At 34.4% G+C, this 17,912-nt stretch carries 14 protein-coding genes, 1 pseudogene and 1 riboswitch; of the genes and pseudogenes, 13 read left to right on the plus strand and 2 right to left on the minus strand.

The window, feature by feature from the left end:
• Positions 1–38: 38 nt before the first annotated feature.
• The gene (locus LJE08_RS02670; RefSeq protein ID WP_186998737.1) at positions 39–695 is read right to left on the minus strand and encodes a hemolysin III family protein; all 657 of its coding nucleotides are present in this window, start codon (positions 693–695) and stop codon (positions 39–41) included.
• Between the two features lie 108 nt (positions 696–803).
• Between LJE08_RS02670 and LJE08_RS02675 the strand changes: the two genes are divergently transcribed.
• From LJE08_RS02675 to LJE08_RS02715, 9 genes are all read left to right on the plus strand, one after another.
• On the plus strand, positions 804–3,731 hold the full coding sequence (locus LJE08_RS02675) for a chromosome segregation protein SMC (protein WP_227402345.1): 2,928 nt from the start codon (positions 804–806) through the stop codon (positions 3,729–3,731).
• The gene (gene ftsY / locus LJE08_RS02680) at positions 3,731–4,690 is read left to right on the plus strand and encodes a signal recognition particle-docking protein FtsY (RefSeq protein WP_217256267.1); all 960 of its coding nucleotides are present in this window, start codon (positions 3,731–3,733) and stop codon (positions 4,688–4,690) included. The genes LJE08_RS02675 and ftsY overlap by 1 nt, the downstream gene beginning before the upstream one ends.
• Positions 4,690–4,983: a sigma factor-like helix-turn-helix DNA-binding protein gene (locus tag LJE08_RS02685; RefSeq protein ID WP_117925376.1), complete on the plus strand. Its 294-nt coding sequence runs from the start codon at positions 4,690–4,692 to the stop codon at positions 4,981–4,983. Before ftsY ends, LJE08_RS02685 begins: the two co-directional genes overlap by 1 nt.
• Before the next feature lie 12 nt (positions 4,984–4,995).
• Entirely contained in the window at positions 4,996–6,195 is a 1,200-nt protein-coding gene (locus LJE08_RS02690; RefSeq protein WP_186998739.1) for an acetate/propionate family kinase, read from the plus strand.
• Entirely contained in the window at positions 6,188–7,120 is a 933-nt protein-coding gene (locus tag LJE08_RS02695) for a bifunctional oligoribonuclease/PAP phosphatase NrnA (protein WP_117925372.1), read from the plus strand. Before LJE08_RS02690 ends, LJE08_RS02695 begins: the two co-directional genes overlap by 8 nt.
• Before the next feature lie 54 nt (positions 7,121–7,174).
• Entirely contained in the window at positions 7,175–10,207 is a 3,033-nt protein-coding gene (locus LJE08_RS02700) for a DNA polymerase III subunit alpha (protein WP_227402346.1), read from the plus strand.
• A gap of 4 nt (positions 10,208–10,211) precedes the next feature.
• Positions 10,212–10,841 carry a lactate utilization protein gene (locus tag LJE08_RS02705; protein WP_227402347.1) on the plus strand — a complete coding sequence of 210 codons (630 nt, stop codon included), beginning with the start codon at positions 10,212–10,214 and terminating at the stop codon, positions 10,839–10,841.
• Between the two features lie 103 nt (positions 10,842–10,944).
• Positions 10,945–11,067: riboswitch (SAM-I-IV-variant riboswitch) on the plus strand.
• 40 nt (positions 11,068–11,107) lie between these two features.
• Entirely contained in the window at positions 11,108–12,202 is a 1,095-nt protein-coding gene (gene metK, locus LJE08_RS02710) for a methionine adenosyltransferase (RefSeq protein WP_227402348.1), read from the plus strand.
• 192 nt (positions 12,203–12,394) lie between these two features.
• Entirely contained in the window at positions 12,395–13,264 is an 870-nt protein-coding gene (locus LJE08_RS02715; RefSeq protein WP_227402349.1) for an NlpC/P60 family protein, read from the plus strand.
• 73 nt (positions 13,265–13,337) lie between these two features.
• On the opposite strand, the gene fucO is transcribed toward LJE08_RS02715, so the two are convergent.
• On the minus strand, positions 13,338–14,501 hold the full coding sequence (gene fucO, locus LJE08_RS02720; RefSeq protein WP_117925181.1) for a lactaldehyde reductase: 1,164 nt from the start codon (positions 14,499–14,501) through the stop codon (positions 13,338–13,340).
• Between the two features lie 158 nt (positions 14,502–14,659).
• Between fucO and LJE08_RS02725 the strand changes: the two genes are divergently transcribed.
• The 4 genes and pseudogenes from LJE08_RS02725 to LJE08_RS02740 all read left to right on the plus strand — a co-directional run bounded on the left by LJE08_RS02725 (position 14,660) and on the right by LJE08_RS02740 (position 17,838).
• Positions 14,660–15,595, plus strand: coding sequence for an AEC family transporter (locus tag LJE08_RS02725; RefSeq protein WP_227402350.1), 936 nt, complete (start codon positions 14,660–14,662; stop codon positions 15,593–15,595).
• A gap of 58 nt (positions 15,596–15,653) precedes the next feature.
• Positions 15,654–16,310 (plus strand): amino acid ABC transporter permease, encoded by a 657-nt coding sequence (locus LJE08_RS02730; protein WP_117925185.1) that lies wholly within the window; start codon positions 15,654–15,656, stop codon positions 16,308–16,310.
• 3 nt (positions 16,311–16,313) lie between these two features.
• Positions 16,314–17,054: an amino acid ABC transporter ATP-binding protein gene (locus LJE08_RS02735; RefSeq protein ID WP_227402351.1), complete on the plus strand. Its 741-nt coding sequence runs from the start codon at positions 16,314–16,316 to the stop codon at positions 17,052–17,054.
• A 37-nt stretch (positions 17,055–17,091) separates the two neighbouring features.
• A pseudogene (locus tag LJE08_RS02740) lies at positions 17,092–17,838 on the plus strand (transporter substrate-binding domain-containing protein).
• Positions 17,839–17,912 lie beyond the last annotated feature (74 nt).

Below are 17,912 nucleotides of genomic sequence, written 5' to 3' on the forward strand. Positions count from 1 at the left end.
AACCTATATTTTGGAAATTCCAAGATATAGGTTCTTTTCTACATAAAGTATAGGATAGCTAATAAGTGACAAATACTAGCTAAAATGATGAAGATATGCCATACAAAATGAAAATATCTTTTTTGTGGTTTTGAATAAAAGAAAGTACCCATGGTGTACATAACACCACCTAAGGCAATCAAAATGATAAATATAGGTTGAGTTTCTTTGATTAGCGTAGGAAAGATAAAGATAGCTAACCAACCCATGACCATATAGATTACCATTGAAAGTTTAGGATAACTTTTCGTCGCAATCGATTTCAATAAGATTCCTGCAATTACCATAATCCATTCGATAGCTAAAATTGTATATCCTTTCCAGTTGTTCATAAGATTTAGACAAATGGGCGTATAAGTTCCTGCAATAGCCAATAAGATCATAATGTGATCTAATTTTCTAAATACATATTTGTGTGTTGTCTCATGTGGCATGCTATGGTAAAGACAAGACCCTGTAAACATAAAGAGCAGACAAATCAAGAATACCGCTGTTCCAAATGTTTTGATTGCTCCGCCTTGTAAATAGGCACGAACACTATAGTATGGAAGTGCAAATAGAATCAAAAGTGCCATAACTCCATGTGTGATACAGTTTCCTACTTCTTCACCAAAACAAAGTGGATAAACATACCTCATACTATCTTTCTTATTCATACACGTACTATAACATAATAATAAATAATATACAATCTAGAAATGGATACTAGATATATTTTATGTGATTTTTTTGATATAATACACTAGTTAGAGTGGAGGGTCTTGATGTTTTTAAAACGTATTGAATTACAAGGCTTTAAAAGCTTTGCAGATAAAACAGTGATTCAATTTGATCAAGATATTACAGGCATTGTAGGACCAAACGGATGTGGTAAAAGTAATGTGAATGATGCCATTCGTTGGGTGCTAGGTGAACAGAGTGTTAAATCACTTCGTTCAGGTACTAATATGTCAGATATTATCTTCTCAGGAAGTGAATATAGAAAACCTGTAAACATGGCACGCGTTACATTGGTATTTGACAATTCAACACGTGTTTTTGATTCGGATTTTGATGAAATCGAAATAACACGACAAATTTTACGTGCCAATAATGAAGCAAGTTATTTTATAAATAAAACACCATGCCGATTAAAAGATATTAATGATTTAGTCATGGATACAGGATTAGGCAAAGATTCCTTAAGTATAATTACGCAGGGAAATATTTCTTCTTTTGCGGATGCAAAGCCAGAAGATAGACGTTCTTTATTTGAGGAGGCTGCGGGTGTCGCAAAGTATAAAAAGAGAAAAAAGGTGTCATTGTCTAAATTAGAGCAGACAAAAGAAAATCTAGATCGTTTGCAGGATATTCTAGATGAGCTTGAAAGACAAATTGGACCTTTGGAAAAACAAGCTAAAAAGGCAGAAAAATATATTTCTTTAAGAGATAAACTATCTAAAATTGAAATTAGTGTATTGGTTGAGGATATTGATCAATATAATGATAAAATCAATCAGATCAATAAAGAATTGTTTGATATCCAAGCTATGCATACATCAGAAAATGCGGAGCTTTTAAAGCAGGAAAATCGCTTAGAAAGCATTCGAAAAGAAATGTATGCTCTAGATAAACAAATCAATGAGCTGCAAGGAAAATACACAAAGGCGATGGAAGAAAATTATCAGCTTGAAAGACGTAAAATCGAGCAGGATGAAAAGCGAAAGTATATGTTGCAGGTAGCGGATAAACAAGCTCGTCAAAAAGAATTGCAGGCTATGCTTGAAGAAGCACGATTCGAATATCAGGATCGTCATCAACGTTTGATGCAGACGCAACAAGATTTAAATAACCGTCGTAATATTGTGAATGATTTGAAAACAAAAATTTCTAAGGCTCGTTATGAATCGGATCAGGCAAACAATATCTTGATACAGCTACAAAATCGTAGACAAGTATTGGAAAATATGATGAAGCAGCCATTTGCTCATCAACAAGGTGTGCGTTCCGTAATGCAGGCAAAAAACTCTTTATCTGGCGTTTATGGAGTTGTCAGTGAATTGTTGATTGCACATACCGATAAAGCATTGGCGGTAAATGCAGCATTAGGTGGAAGTATCTATCAAATCATCACTAAAAATGAGGCAGATGCAAGAAATGCCATTTCATTCTTGAAACGAAACCGTAGTGGACGCGCAACTTTCTTACCATTAAGTGTATGTCATCCTAGAAAAATGAATGAACAAGTGATCACGGTTGCTTCAACAAGTCCAGGCTTTCTAGGCTTTGCGAGTGAATGTGTTGACTGTAAAGAGATCTTTGATCCCGTTAAAGAACGATTGCTTGGTAATGTGATTGTGGTGGATACATTGCAGAATGCGAATGAAACCGCGAAACGTTTACGTTATGCATATAAAATTGTTACACTAGACGGTGATATCGTACATACAGGTGGTAGTATGACGGGTGGTGTTACGAAGAATCAAAGTACACCGGTCACAATGCGTCAGGAATTAGAAACAATCAATTCAAAAATTGAAGGGCAAAAAATCAAAGCCGACAATTGTTTGGATGAAACAGAGATTCTTACGCAGAAACTTCAAAAAGAAAATGATGCGATTGTAACTTTACAGATTGAATTGGCTAAGCTAGAAAATATTTATGCGACTAAAAAGGCAAAATACGATTCAATTTTAGCTGAATATCAGGAGTTAGGTGTAGATATTGAAGATAGTGGTGAATTAGCACAAGATGATCTTGTTGTACAAATGTCTAAGATGCATGCCGTATTGGATTCATTGTCTTTAGAGATTCAAAGCTTGCGTCAGACTCGTTTTGATAAAGGAAATGAAGCAGAACAACTTGAAAATCAGATTCGTTTAGTTCGTAGAGAAATGAGTTCTAAACAATCGCAGATTCATAACTATGAAATGGAAGTTGTGAAAATCAAAACGCAGTTAGAGAACGCGTTGAATCGCTTAAGCACAGATTATGAAATGACATATGAGTATGCGTTAACTAAAAAAGAAGATGTCGAAATCGAAAGAGCTAAAGAAGAGGTTATTCAACTTCGTCAAGCCATTTCTCGTTTGGGAAATGTGAATTTGGATGCACCGAACGAATATAAAGAAGTCAAAGAACGTTTTGATTTTATGACAAGCCAAAAAGAAGATTTAGAAAAGGCAAGTCAACAAATATTGGCAGCCATTGATGAGATGGACAAGACAATGATCAGTCAATTTACTGAGATGTTTAATAAAATTAATGCTGAACTAGATGGCGTATTCAAGGCTATGTTTGGTGGAGGACGTGCTAGCCTTTCCATGGTGGATCCAGAAGACGTATTGAATACGGGTATTGATATTGATGTTCAGCCTCCTGGAAAAATGGTTAAAAATATCCAGACATTCTCGGGTGGAGAAAAAGCTTTGATTGCGATTAGTGTATTGTTTGCGATATTGAAGGCTCGTACAATGCCTTTATGTATCTTTGATGAGGTAGAAGCAGCATTAGACCAGGCAAATGTTGAGCGTTTTGCTCGTTATTTATCTCATTATCGTGGTCAATCTCAATTTATTGCGGTAACACATAGACCAGGAACTATGGAACAGTGCGATACGTTATATGGGGTTACAATGCAAAAAGATGGTGTTAGTAAAGTGTTAAAAGTTCAATTGAAAGATGCAGTACATATAGCTAAGGAGGAAAAGTAATGTCGGTCTTTTCGAAAATAAAAGAAGCTTTCGTAAAAAGTGAAGATAAAGATAAATATTTATCAGGCCTTGATCGTTCAAAGAAAAGCTTTGGAGATCGTATGCGTGCTTTATCCAATAACTTTCATGGAATTGATGATGACCTATTAGAGCAAATTATGGTTATTCTACTTGAGAGTGATGTGGGTATTCATACAGCACAAAAAATTGTGGATGCGTTTGAATCAAATGGAAAACATGTTAAAGAATATGATTCCATGTTAGATTATTTGGTTTCAATTCTTTATGATTTCTATGATGAATCAAACGACGAACCAATTAAAATGAATGAAAAAGGTCCAACAGTTATTTTAATGGTTGGTGTAAATGGTAGTGGTAAGACAACTACAAGTGCAAAATTAATTCAATATTATAAGGAACAAGGTAAGAAAGTTGCGGTTGCTGCAGCCGACACATTCCGTGCTGGAGCCATTGATCAAATTGATACTTGGGCAACACGTTTAGGTGTTCATTGTGTTAAAGGAAAAATGAACCAAGACCCAAGTTCCGTATTAGTTGATGCTTGTCGTTATGCCAAAGAAAATGATGTTGATATTTTGATTTGCGATACAGCGGGTCGTTTACAAAATAAAACAAACTTGATGAATGAATTAAGTAAGATGCACCGTGTTGTACAAAGAGAAATTGAGGGAGCACCACAAGAAGTCTGGTTAGTTTTAGATGCGACAACAGGTCAAAACGGTATTTCACAGGCAAAAGTATTCTTGGAAGCAACTGATGTAACAGGTATCGTTTTAACGAAGATGGATGGTACGGCAAAAGGTGGAGTTGTACTCGCAATTCGTGATCTATTACACTTACCAGTTCGTTTCCTAGGTCTAGGAGAAAAGCCTGCTGATTTAAGACCATTTGATATCAATGCCTTCTTGATGGGAATCACAAAGGGTATGGAAGAATAATGATTTCAAAATTAGATGCGAATGATTTATTAGATGTGTATGGAGAATTGTTGACAGAACGTCAAAGAGAGATATTATCTCTTTACTATGAGGAAGATTTCTCTTATACTGAAATAAGTGAGGAACTAGAGATTTCTCGTGCAGCCGCGATGGATTCGGTACATCGAGCTACGAAATTACTGGAAAAATATGAAGCAGCGATTGGTTATGTTGCCAAGAAAAAATTATTGGATTCATGGATTCTACATCATGAAGATGTTGAACAAATCGAAATATTAAAAGAAATTTTTTAGGAGGATCAAAAAATGTCGATTGTTATGAGTGTTAATGCAGGAAGTTCGTCTTTGAAATTCCAAGTTTTCAAAATGCCAGAAGAAGAAGTTCTAGCTCAAGGAAACGTAGAACGTATTGGTTTAAACGATTCTATCTTTGGAATGAAAGCCAATGGAGAAAAAATTGAAGAGATCTTAGATATCAAAGATCATGCAGTAGCTGTAAAAAAATTAATGGAAGCATTAATTGAACACAAAGTTGTAAATAGTTTAGAAGATATCAAAGCGATTGGTCATCGTGTTGTTCATGGTGGAGAATATTTCTCTCATTCAGTACCTGTAGATGCTGATGTTGAAGCTAAAGTAGAAGAATTATGTGTATTAGCTCCATTACACAACCCAGCTGCATTAGTTGGATATCGTTCATTTAGAGATGCTTTACCAGAGTGTAAACACACATTCGTATTTGATACAGCATTCCACCAAAGTATGCCAGAAGAAAACTATATTTTCCCTCTTCCGTATGAATATTATACTAACGATAAAGTACGTCGTTATGGTGCTCATGGAACAAGTCATGAATATTTGACAAAACGTTTGGCTGAGCTTCAAGGAAAAACACAAGAAGAAATGAATATCATCACTTGCCACTTAGGAAATGGCGCTAGTATTACAGCTGTTAAAAATGGTAAATCATATAAAACATCAATGGGATTCACACCTCTTGGAGGAATCATGATGGGAACTCGTTGTGGAGATATTGACCCTGCAATCGTTCCATTCTTAGAAAATAAATATGGATATACACCAGATGAAATGGATACAATCATGAATAAAAAATCGGGTATGTTAGGTGTAAGTGGAATCTCTAGTGATGGTCGAGACATTGAAGCAGCTATCAAAGAAGGAAACCCACGTGCTATTTTAACTCAAAACGTATATGTAAATCGTATTGTCGAAGTTGTATCAGGATACTACGGATTAATGGGTGGTGCTGATGCGATTGTTTTTGCGGGTGGTATCGGTGAAAATGACTGTGCAATGCGTCAAAGAATCTGTGATGGATTATCAGCATTTGGCGTTGTTGTAAAACCAGAAGACAACGATGGAGTTCGTGGCGTTGAAAAATTATTAAGTGCTCCTGAATCAAAAATGCAAGTTTGGTTATTGCCAACAAATGAAGAATTAGTCATTGCACGTGATGCTTACAAGGATTTGATGGCTAATGCCTAATGATATTTTAGAAAGCGTAAAAGATTTTAATACAATCACAATCTTTCGCCATGTTTTTGCTGACATGGATGCGATAGGATCACAATTTGGCTTAAAGTATTATTTAGAAAGTGCCTATCCGAATAAAAAAATCTATTGTTTAGGTAATGATTGTCCAGTTTCACAAAGAAACAACGTGCATATGGATGTTGTAGATGATGAAGTAGTAGCTTCCAGCTTAGCAATTGTTTTAGATACTTCAAATGCTGCACGCATTGATGATGACAGGTATCAATTGGCAAAAAAATCAATTCGTATTGATCATCACGTACAAGTAGAAACAATTTGTGATGAAGAATGGATTGATGATAAGGCAAGTGCCACATGTGAGTTATTAGCTTTGTATTTACAAGAAAAAAAGGCCAACATTCCTCTACAAAGTTCTCTGATGTTATATCTTGGATTAACAGCGGACAATATTCGTTTTACGACAAATAATGTTCGTCCAGCTACATTTGATGCCGCAAAATATTTATTTGAACAAGGTGTAGATGTCACAAAAGTGGAACAATTGAACTTTTCAAAATCCATGGAAGACTATAAATATGAAACTGTTGTACGTAATCATACAGTGTTTAAAAACAAGTTCCTTTATTCAATTCTAGAATGTGAAGATTATGAAGAATTTGGTTTAAGCTTTACAGATGCGAAAGACAAAGTCTATTGTTTAGCAGGTATCGATTGTGTTGAAATGTGGGCATTGTTTACGCGTATGGAAGATCGTGTACATTATAGTGCGTCTTTACGTTCAAGAAATATTCCAATTCGTGATGTTGCTATGGAATTTGGTGGCGGTGGTCACGAATGTGCAAGTGGAATCAAAAACTTAACACGTGATCAAGTCAATCAAATTATTGAAATTTTATCAAATCGAGAGGTAGCTTAATAAGCTATCTCTTTTTCTTATGGTATAATATTTTAGAAAGAAAGGTGGGATTTCATGGTTCACTTACATATGCGAAGTTCATACTCTTTACTTGAATCACCTATTCGTTTAGAAAATATGATTCTTCATCAAAAACAACTTGGATTCAACCATGTATGTTTGACCGATCATAATGTGATGTATGGAACGATGGAGTTCTATCAATTGTGCAAAAAGCACAATATACATCCGATTATTGGTTTAGAAGTTGATTCCATCTATAATGATGAGCCATTTCATTTTATTCTTCTAGCGAAGAATGATATGGGTCTACAGAATTTATATAAATTAAGTTCGATCATAAAAGAAAATGTATCTTTTGAAGAAGTTATAAAGTATGCCAAAGATTGTGTGGTATTAACTTCCAGCGACGGAAAAGATACATTCAGTGCATATATTGAACATCAAGATTTAGAAAAGTTAAATGCATTTGTAGAATTGTGTAAAAAATCTTTTTCAGATTTCTATATTTCTGTATCTATGAATGATTCGGGTAAAAAAAGAGCCGATAATCGAATTTTAAAACAACTTGATTGTAAACGTGTGGCTCTATCTCGAATTCTGTATGAGAATAGTGAAGACGTGAAATCTTTACAAATATTAAGGGCTATTGCCAAACAAACAAATATTGAAAATCAAGGTTTGGACGTACAATTTCAAAGATATTTAAGAAGTCCACAGGAAATGGAAGTGTTGTATGATGAAAGTGAATTGATCGCTACAGAAGAAATCGCAAGAATGTGCAATATTCAAATGGCTTTTCAAAAGTCCAAGCTTCCTGTATTTAAAAATAAACTTCAAATTGATTCGAGGGACTATTTGATCAAACTCTGTAAGAAGGGGTTAGAAAAACGTTTAAATGGGAATTTAAATCCTACCTATATCAAACGTTTAGAATATGAATTAAATGTCATAGTCACTATGGGATTTACCGATTATTTTTTGATTGTATGGGATTTTATTCGATATGCCAGAAGTCAAGACATATTTGTAGGTCCAGGGCGTGGTAGTGCAGCCGGTTCTTTAGTAGCTTATTGTTTAGGTATTACACATATTGATCCAATTCAGAATAATTTATTGTTTGAAAGATTTCTAAATCCATCACGTGTTTCCATGCCGGATATCGATACGGATTTTCCAGATGATAGAAGAGATGAAGTGATTCAGTATGTTCGTGAATTATATGGTTATGATCATGTCAGTCATATTGTGACTTTTAATACTTTGCAGGCAAGACAAGCCATTCGTGATGTAGGGCGTGTCATGAATATTCCGGCAAGAATCGTGGATGAACTTTCTAAGATGTTAAAGAATACACCTAAAATTACGTTGATGCAGGCCTATAATGAGAATGTTTTATTTCGAAAAAGGATTCAGTCAGATCAAAAATTAACTGAATTATTTAAGATGTGTGTAAACGTTGAAGGATTACCAAGACATACATCTTTACATGCGGCAGGAATTGTTCTTTCAGATCAGCCTATTGTGAATGTCTGTCCACTTGTCAGTGTCGATGGAGATATTCAGGCTACACAATTTACAGCGGAATATCAAGAAGATTTGGGCTTGATCAAAATGGATTTTTTGGGCATTCGTAATTTAACGACGATTCATGAGATTGTCACAAATCTAAAAGAACAAAAACATATTTCTTTGGATATGATGAAAATCAATTTAAAGGATGCGAAAACATATCAATTATTATCGTTTGGAAACACATTAGGTGTATTTCAATTGGAATCTAGTGGAATTACGTCTTTACTACAAAAGATACAACCCAACAAATTTGAAGATATCAGTGTTGTACTTGCTTTATATCGTCCTGGAGCGATGCAGCATATTGATACATATATTGAAAGAAAAAAGGATCCTTCAAAAGTCGTGTATCCTCATCCTTTACTAGAACCAATCTTAAAGGAAACCTATGGTATCATGATTTATCAGGAGCAAGTTATGCAGACAGCCCAAGTGATTGGTGGATTTAGCTTGGCACAAGCAGATACACTAAGAAAGGCTATGTCGAAAAAGAAATTGGATGTCATGCAGAATTTAAAAGAGCAATTCATTTTAGGAGCTCGAAAGAAGCGTATTAAGGATTCTGTTTCCAATGAGATATTTTCTATCATGGAACAATTTGCCGGTTATGGATTTAATAAATCACACAGTTATGCCTATAGCTTAGTAGCTTATCAAATGGCTTATTTAAAGGCAAACTATCCTTTATATTTCTATCAGAGCCTTTTAAATAGTGTCATTGGTTCAGGTATAAAAACATCACAATATATTTATGAATGTAAACGAAGAAATATCGTTGTGAATGGGTGTGATATTAATCATTCAAAGGCTTTCTATACGATTGAACAGAATTCAATTCGTATGCCACTACAAGTTTTAAAAGGTGTAGGGAAAACAATTTATCCAACGATTTTAGAACATGCACCATATGCAGATTTATTTGATTTTCTTGCCAAAGCAAGTATGTATAAGATCAATGAATCTACGATTCGAATTTTAATTGATGGCGGAGCATTGGATTGCTTTGGATATAATCGTGCAACTCTTAATGAGAATTTAAGAAAGCTGATTGATTATGTAAATATTGTGCGAATTGAAGATCCGAACAATTTACGTTTCGATTTTAGTATTGTCTCTCGTCCAGGTATTCAAAGAATCAAAGAGAATCCAATACAAAAAGCTCAAAAAGAGCAATATGTGTACGGTTTCTATGTGAGTGAACATCCTGTGCAGTCTTTACGTATGCACAAATATCCAAATTGTATACCATTGTTAAATGCAGTAAATAAAGATGGATATATGAGTATTTTAGTGCGTGTGGCATCTTTTAGAACGCATAAGACAAAGAAAGGCGATTGGATGTGCTTTATGAGTGTTGAGGATGAAGCTGGTAAAATGGATGCGGTTATCATGCCTCGTTTGTATGAACAACAAAAAGAAAACATTCAAAAAGATCGTATTTGTCTGATTCAAGGAAAAAAGGATCGACCAACATCGATTGTAGTGAATAAAATAGAATGGATCGAGGTGTAAAAAAATGATCACAAAACGAAATGATTTATTGTCTAAAAAAGTGATTCAAAGCTTAAAAAACAGACATATGAATGGGTATTATGTGCATTCGAAACAAGAAGCTGTAGATTTGGCATTTGAAATTATGAAGCCGGGCTCAAGTGTAGGCTGGGGAGGCTCAGATACTTTAAATAAGATTGGTATCAAGGAAGAGCTTTATAAAAGAAATTTTAAAGTTATTGATCGAGATCAGGCAAAAGATGCTGAAGAAAAGTACAAGTTGGAAAGAGATTGTTTTTATGCAGACTACTATTTAATGAGTACCAATGCGATGACAGAAGATGGAATTTTAGTCAATATGGATGGGCATTGTAATCGTGTGTCATGTTTATGCTTTGGGCCTAGACATATCATAATGATTGTAGGTATGAATAAGGTGACAAAAGATTTAGATAGTGCAATTTCTAGATTAAGAAATGTGGCTGCACCCATTAATAATCAACGTTTTAGTGGAAACAGACCTTGTCAATTAACAGGTAGTTGTGCAAATTGTTTAGCCCAAGGCTGCATTTGTGACCAATTGGTTATCACAAGAAACAGCATGGAACCCGATCGTATCCATGTCATTTTAGTGGATGAAGTATTAGGATATTAGAATGAAATGGCTATACAATTTAGCCATTTTTTCATATGTGTATAATAATGGTGATGAATTTCTTGCATTATTTGTAGTTTCATGTTTTAATCTTTATGCGTAAAAAAATTATCCAGAGTTGAAGTAGAGAGTTAGCTCGTTGACTTCACGCCAACCTGACAATATGTTAAGGTGGTCCTGCTAACAGCGATAAGAAGTATAAAGATTTGTAACATACTTCTTAAAGTATGTTTTTTTTATGGATAAGCAAGAAAAGAGGAGACAAAATGAAAGACTATATTTTTACAAGTGAAAGTGTTACTGAAGGTCATCCAGATAAAATTTGTGACCAAATTGCCGACGCAATCGTAGATGCTGCATTAGCTCAAGACCCATATTCAAATATGGCTGTTGAATGTACTATTAAAGATGATTTTGTATTAATTTATGGTGAATGTAATACAAAGGCAGAATTGGATTATGAAACAATCGCATTGAATGAAATCAAACGTATTGGATATACAGAAGAATATCATGTACATACTGTTGTAAACCAACAAAGTCCTGAAATTCACAATGCGGTAAACCGTGATGAAGTATGTGCTGGTGACCAAGGTATTATGTTTGGTTATGCATGTGATGAAAATGATGAATACATGCCATTAACTATCTATTATGCACACCTTTTAGCTCGTCAATTGTCAAAAGTTAGAAGACAACACCCAGATTTATTAAAACCAGATGGAAAAACACAGGTGTCTGTTGAATATGAAAATGATGAAATCAAACGTATTGATACAATCGTTGTTTCAACTCAACATTCAAAAGATATTACGCAAAAAGAAATTAAAGAATTAATCATGAATGAAGTGATTAAACCTTGCATTGATGAAAAATATTTAGATGAAAACACAAAATATTTCATTAACCCATCTGGAAGCTTCGTTGTTGGTGGATCATGGGGAGATTCAGGAACGACAGGACGTAAAATCGTATGTGATACATATGGTGGACGTGGACGTATTGGAGGAGGATGCTTCTCTAGTAAAGACCCTACGAAAGTAGACCGTAGTGCTGCTTACTACTCTCGTTATGTAGCTAAAAACATTGTTGCCAATGGCTTAGCTCGTCGTTGTGAAGTTGAAGTTGCGTACGCAATTGGTAAAGCACAACCTGTATCTTTATGTGTAGACACTTTTGGAACTGGTAAATTTGATGATGAAAAACTATTAGAAATCGTTAAGAAAAACTTCAATTTTGAAGTAGGAAACATCATTTCCGAATTGGATTTAAGAAAGCCAGTTTACCACAAAACATCATGCTATGGACACTTTGGTGATCCTCAATTTACTTGGGAAAAGGTTAAAAAATTGGAATATTAATCGTTTAGAACTACAAATCTTGTAGTTCTTTTTTTTACTAAAAAGTGCAAATTAATGGGACGAGCTCGTTAATAATGGCAAATTTAAACAAATTAATATGTTAAATTGTGGGAAATACGGGTATTCTTTTGACACTTACAAGAAATTAGTGTAGCTTCTTTAATTGTGTGAGCAATGAGGAGGCCCATAACAATGAAAAAATTAATGCAAGTATTTGCGAGTGTGATGATTGCTACATCTACATTTGGAGGCGTTACAAGTGTTGCGGCAAAAGAAAACACAGCAGCTTATAAAATTGAATATCAAGATGCAGATTCAATGCAGTCTGTATTTACAAAAGAATTACATAAAAAATATGCGAATGTAAAATTTAAAAAGAAATCAAAAAATGTATCTGTATATGAATCAAAAAACTACAAGGTAAAAGTAAAAGATTTAGATATAGAAACAGTTGGTAAACAAACTGTTTCTATTGAAGGAAAAAACAAAAATACAAATGAAAAGCACAGTGCTGAAGTAAGTATCAAGGTAGAAGATACAACAGCTCCTGTAATTACTTGTGAGGATACAATCACAGTGGAACAAAATGAAGCATTTGATATCAATCGCTATGTTTCATTAAATGAAGAAGGAACTATGACTGTGACTAAAAATGTAGATACAGCAAATACAGGAACTTTTACAACATCCATTAAAGCGAAAGATAAAGCGGGAAATGTAAGTGAAAAAAATATTACAGTTAATGTAGAAAAAGATTTCTATCAAAGAATTGCCGATGCTGCATTAGCTCAGATTGGTGTTTATCAAGATTGTACAATGTTAGTGACAAATTCACTTGCTGCTGTAGGAATCAATTTCCATGGTGCACCAGCAGCTTATTTAAGTTTAGGAACTTTGACAAACAATCCAGTTCCAGGAGATATTTGTGTCTATCAAGGACATGTAGCATTATATATTGGTAATGGGCAGGCTGTTCATGGTGGATGGTTTGGATGTCAGACAACAATTTATAGTGTTGAATGTAACCAACCATTTATTGGATATGTTCATGTAAATCGTTAATGAGATGAGAGTGATCTCATCTTTTTTTGCACAGAAAAAAGAAGGCAACTAGATTGCCTTCTAAATGGATGTATTAGTCTCTTCCGTTAAATGCGTATTTATATAAGTCGAAGATCAATTCTTTAGTACATGGACGTGGGTTACCACCTGTACATACGTCAGCCATAGCTGAATCTGTTAATGTAGGTAGGTCTTCTTCTTTAACACCGATTTCTTTTAAGCTTTGAGCAATTCCACAATCTTTACTTAATTGAATAACGGCATCAATAGCTGCTTGACGATATTCTTCTTGAGACATTTCATCAACACCTTCAACTCCCATTACACGAGCGATTTCTCTAAATTTTTCACCAGTGTAATCTTTGTTGAATTCCATAACGTATGGAAGTAATGTAGCACAAGCAACACCGTGAGGGATTCCGTAGAATGCGCTTAATGGGTGAGCCATACCGTGGTCAACACCTAAACCAACGTTAGAGAATGCCATACCTGTCATATATTGTCCTAAAGCCATGTCTTCACGTCCTTTTGGATCGTTAGCACATGCAGCACGTAAGCTTCTTGAAATGATTTCGATAGCTTTTAAGTTTAATGTATCAGCAAGTTCCCAAGCAGCTAAAGTTGTATATCCTTCAATAGCGTGAGTTAATGCGTCAAGACCAGTACTTGCTGTTAAGCCCTTTGGCATACTTGACATCATTTCTGGATCGATAATCGCAACAACTGGAATATCGTGAGCATCTACACAAACGAATTTTCTTTTCTTTTCAGTATCTGTAATTACATAATTGATTGTAGTTTCTGCTGCAGTACCTGCTGTAGTCGCAATAGCGATAACTGGGACAGATTTGTTTTTAGTTGGAGCAACACCTTCCAAGCTAACAACATCTTCAAATTCTGGGTTTGCCAAGATGATTCCAATACCTTTACAAGTATCTTGTGGGCTTCCACCACCAATAGCGATTAAATAGTCTGCACCAGCATCTTTAGCTGCTTGTACACCATTTTTAACTTGTTCAACAGTTGGGTTTGCCTTAACCTCATCATAGATTTCGTAAGGAAGACCAGCTTCATCTAATAAGTCTGTGACTTTAGTAGCTACACCAAATTTGATCAAGTCTTTGTCTGTAACAACTAAACCTTTCTTTAATCCACGTGCTTTAACTTCTGTAACCACTTCTTTGATGGCTCCAGCACCATGATAACTTGTTTCATTTAAAATAAAACGATTTGCCATAAGTATTATTTCCTCCTTATATACTTGTTAATTTCATTTTACGAACTAAACCGCTTACATACAAGTTACAGATTGATAATAATGTCACATATAAGTGTTTTAGTGCATATTGTCCAATATTTGTGCTAAAATTTTAAGAAAGTTTTGGAGGGATTTTTGTGGAAAATTTATTATTTAGCCTAAATGCAACGATTCCCATCTTTCTATTGATGGTTGTCGGTTATTTCTTAAATAAAATCAATGTGTTGGATGACATACTGGCATCGAAATTAAATTCATTTGTCTTTAAAGTATCATTGCCACTATTGTTGTTTGTCGATGTGTCTAAATCTAATTTTAAAGATCTTTGGGATACAAAGTTTGTCGTATTTTGTGTTGTATCTACTCTAATTAGTATTCTATTATCTATATTATTTTCATTGCGATTAAAAGATAAAGCGCTTCAAGGTGAATTTATTCAAGCTTGTTACAGAAGCAGTGCTGCCTTATTAGGACTTGCATTAACATCAAATATTTATCCAGATGTAGGTGTTGCCCCATTGATGTTGATGAGTGTTGTATTTGTTTATAACGTAGTATCTGTTGTGATTCTATCTTTCTTTAAGGCTGAACAATCGAAGGTTTATTATAAGAAAACATTCATTGGAATTTTAAAGAATCCACTAATTCTAGGTATTGTGATAGGTGTACTTGTTAGTATATTACCGTTTAAACTGCCACAAGTCATCAATAAAACAATTTCTATGATTGCAAGTACGGCAACACCACTAGGTTTAATGGCGATGGGAGCTACTTTTGATTTTGATCAGGCGAAAGGAGAATTGAAACCATCTTTATTTTGTACATTTATGAAATTAATTGGTTTTTGTACGATCTTCTTACCAATTGCAGCTTTATTAGGATTCAGAAATCAAGCCTTAGTTGCGATTTTGATTATGTGTGGTTCAAGTACAACCGTATCTGGTTTTGTGATGGCTAAAAGTATGGGACATAAAGGTGTTTTAACATCAAGTGTTGTGATGCTGACAACATTGCTTAGTGCTTTCAGTATTACATTCTGGTTAACGATATTAAAATCGTTTGGATTGATTTAGTTGACCTAAAGTTCACTTTAGGGTGTAGAATAGTATAAAGATTTTAGGGAGGGAAAGAATGGAATTGTTTTTAGAATCATTCCCAAAGATATTTATTTCGGGAATTGTAATGACATTACCTTTGGCAGTCATTTCTTTTGTTCTAGCTATGATATTGGCCATTTTTTGTGCCTTGATACAATATGCGAAAGTTCCGGTTATGAAGTATGTTGTTCAATTCTATATTTGGATATTTAGAGGAACACCTATGCTTGTACAATTATTTATTATGTATTTTGGAATGCAATCGATTGGCGTGAGAATATCGGCTATTACGGCAGCGATTATTGTATTTTCATTAAATACAGGCGCTTATTGTGCAGAAACCATTCGCGGATCGATTGAAAGTGTACCACAAGGACAAATGGAAGCCGGACTATGTGTAGGAATGAGCTATATGCAGATTATGATGCATATTATTTTACCGCAAGCTTTTCGAAGTGCATTTCCATCATTGTTTAATAACTTGATTTCACTTGTAAAAGATACGTCTTTAGCTGCGAATATTACAGTTACAGAAATGTTTATGCAGACCGAAAGGATTGCAGGAAGAACTTATCAGTTTATGCAGTTATACATAGAAGTGGCTTTAGTTTATTTGATTTTCTGTACAGTTTTAACTTGGCTGCAAGCTTGGGGTGAAAAGAAGCTGAATTATTATCAGGCAGGGAGATAGAGTATGGCTTTATTAGAAATTAAAGATATTCATAAATCATTTGGGAATTTAAATGTTTTGAATGGAATAGATCTTACGGTCAATAAAGGAGATGTCATTGCGATATTAGGTCCTTCAGGATCGGGTAAGACAACTTTGCTTCGCTGCATTAATTATTTAGAGACAGCTGATGCAGGGACTATGATTTTTAATGGAAAATCTTATGATTTATCGAATACATCAAAGAAGGATGTTGCCCAGCTTAGAAAGTATACGGGATTTGTATTTCAAAATTACAATTTATTTGCGAATAAGACAGCCCTACAAAATGTAACATTAGGTCTTACTGTAGCGCGAAATGTTTCTAAAGAAGAGGCCAATGTGATTGGTATGCAGATGCTTGAAAAAGTAGGAATGAAAGATCTTGCGACTCATTATCCTTTACAATTATCGGGTGGACAACAACAGCGTGTTGCAATCGCAAGAGCTTTGGCAACAAATCCAGACATTATTTATTTTGATGAACCGACTTCAGCTCTTGATCCAGAGTTGATTCAAGAAGTTTTAAGTGTTATGAAAACACTGGCTAATGAAGGAATGACTATGGTTGTGGTCACGCATGAGATGGCTTTCGCGAAGAATGTTTCTAGTCATGTGATTTTAATGGAAAAAGGAAAAATTGTTGAAGAGGGCAGTTCAAAGAATTTCTTTGAAAATCCGAAACAAGAACGAACAAAAGATTTTTTAAGGAAAGAGGAAATGTAAGATGAAAAAATTATTAGCAAGTTTATTAAGTACGGCTATGGTTTTTACTTTAGCAGGATGTGGATCAAGTAAGGATCATTTAGCTACGATTCAAGATAAAGGTGAAATCACAATTGGTTTAGAAGGAGATTGGCAACCATTCTCTTATCATAATAAGGATGATAAATTGATGGGTGTTGATGTGGAAGTCGCTAAGAATATTGCCAAGAAATTAGGTGTAAAAGCCAATATTGTGGAAGGCAAATGGGATTGATTATTAACTGGATTATCAACGGGTACGTATGATTTAGTTATTAATGGTGTCGATATCACAAAGGAAAGAGAAAATAAATTTGATTTTTCTACACCTTATGCGTATGATCATACAGTCTTAGTTGTTCGTAATGATAATACGACAATTACTTCGTTTGATGATTTAAAAGGAAAGACAACTGCCAATTCGATTGGATCTACCTATATGGAATTGGGTGAAGACTATGGGGCAACTGTAAAAGGTGTTGATGATTTAACGAAATGTATGGATCTTGTAAAGAGTGGTGGTGTGGATGCGACAATCAATGCAGCTACTTCTATCAATGATTATCTTCAGACGACAAAGGATAGTTCATTTAAAATTGTTGATCAATCTAAAGAATCTACCCCCTATGCCATCCCAATGGTAAAAGGGGATGATAATGCCTCTTTAAAGAAAGCTGTAAATAAGGCTTTAAAAGAACTAAAAGAAGATGGAACTTTATCTAAGATTTCTATCAAGTATTTTGGTGAGGATCTAACGAAAGAATAAGCGGCTATGCCGTTTTTCTTTTTGCTTGAAATATAAAAATAATTTATAACTAGATATAAATAAATAGAATTTGA

The sequence above is a fragment of the Holdemanella sp. DFI.5.55 genome (assembly GCF_020593575.1).
In the GTDB taxonomy this organism is placed as follows: domain Bacteria; phylum Bacillota_I; class Bacilli_A; order Erysipelotrichales; family Erysipelotrichaceae; genus Holdemanella; species Holdemanella hominis.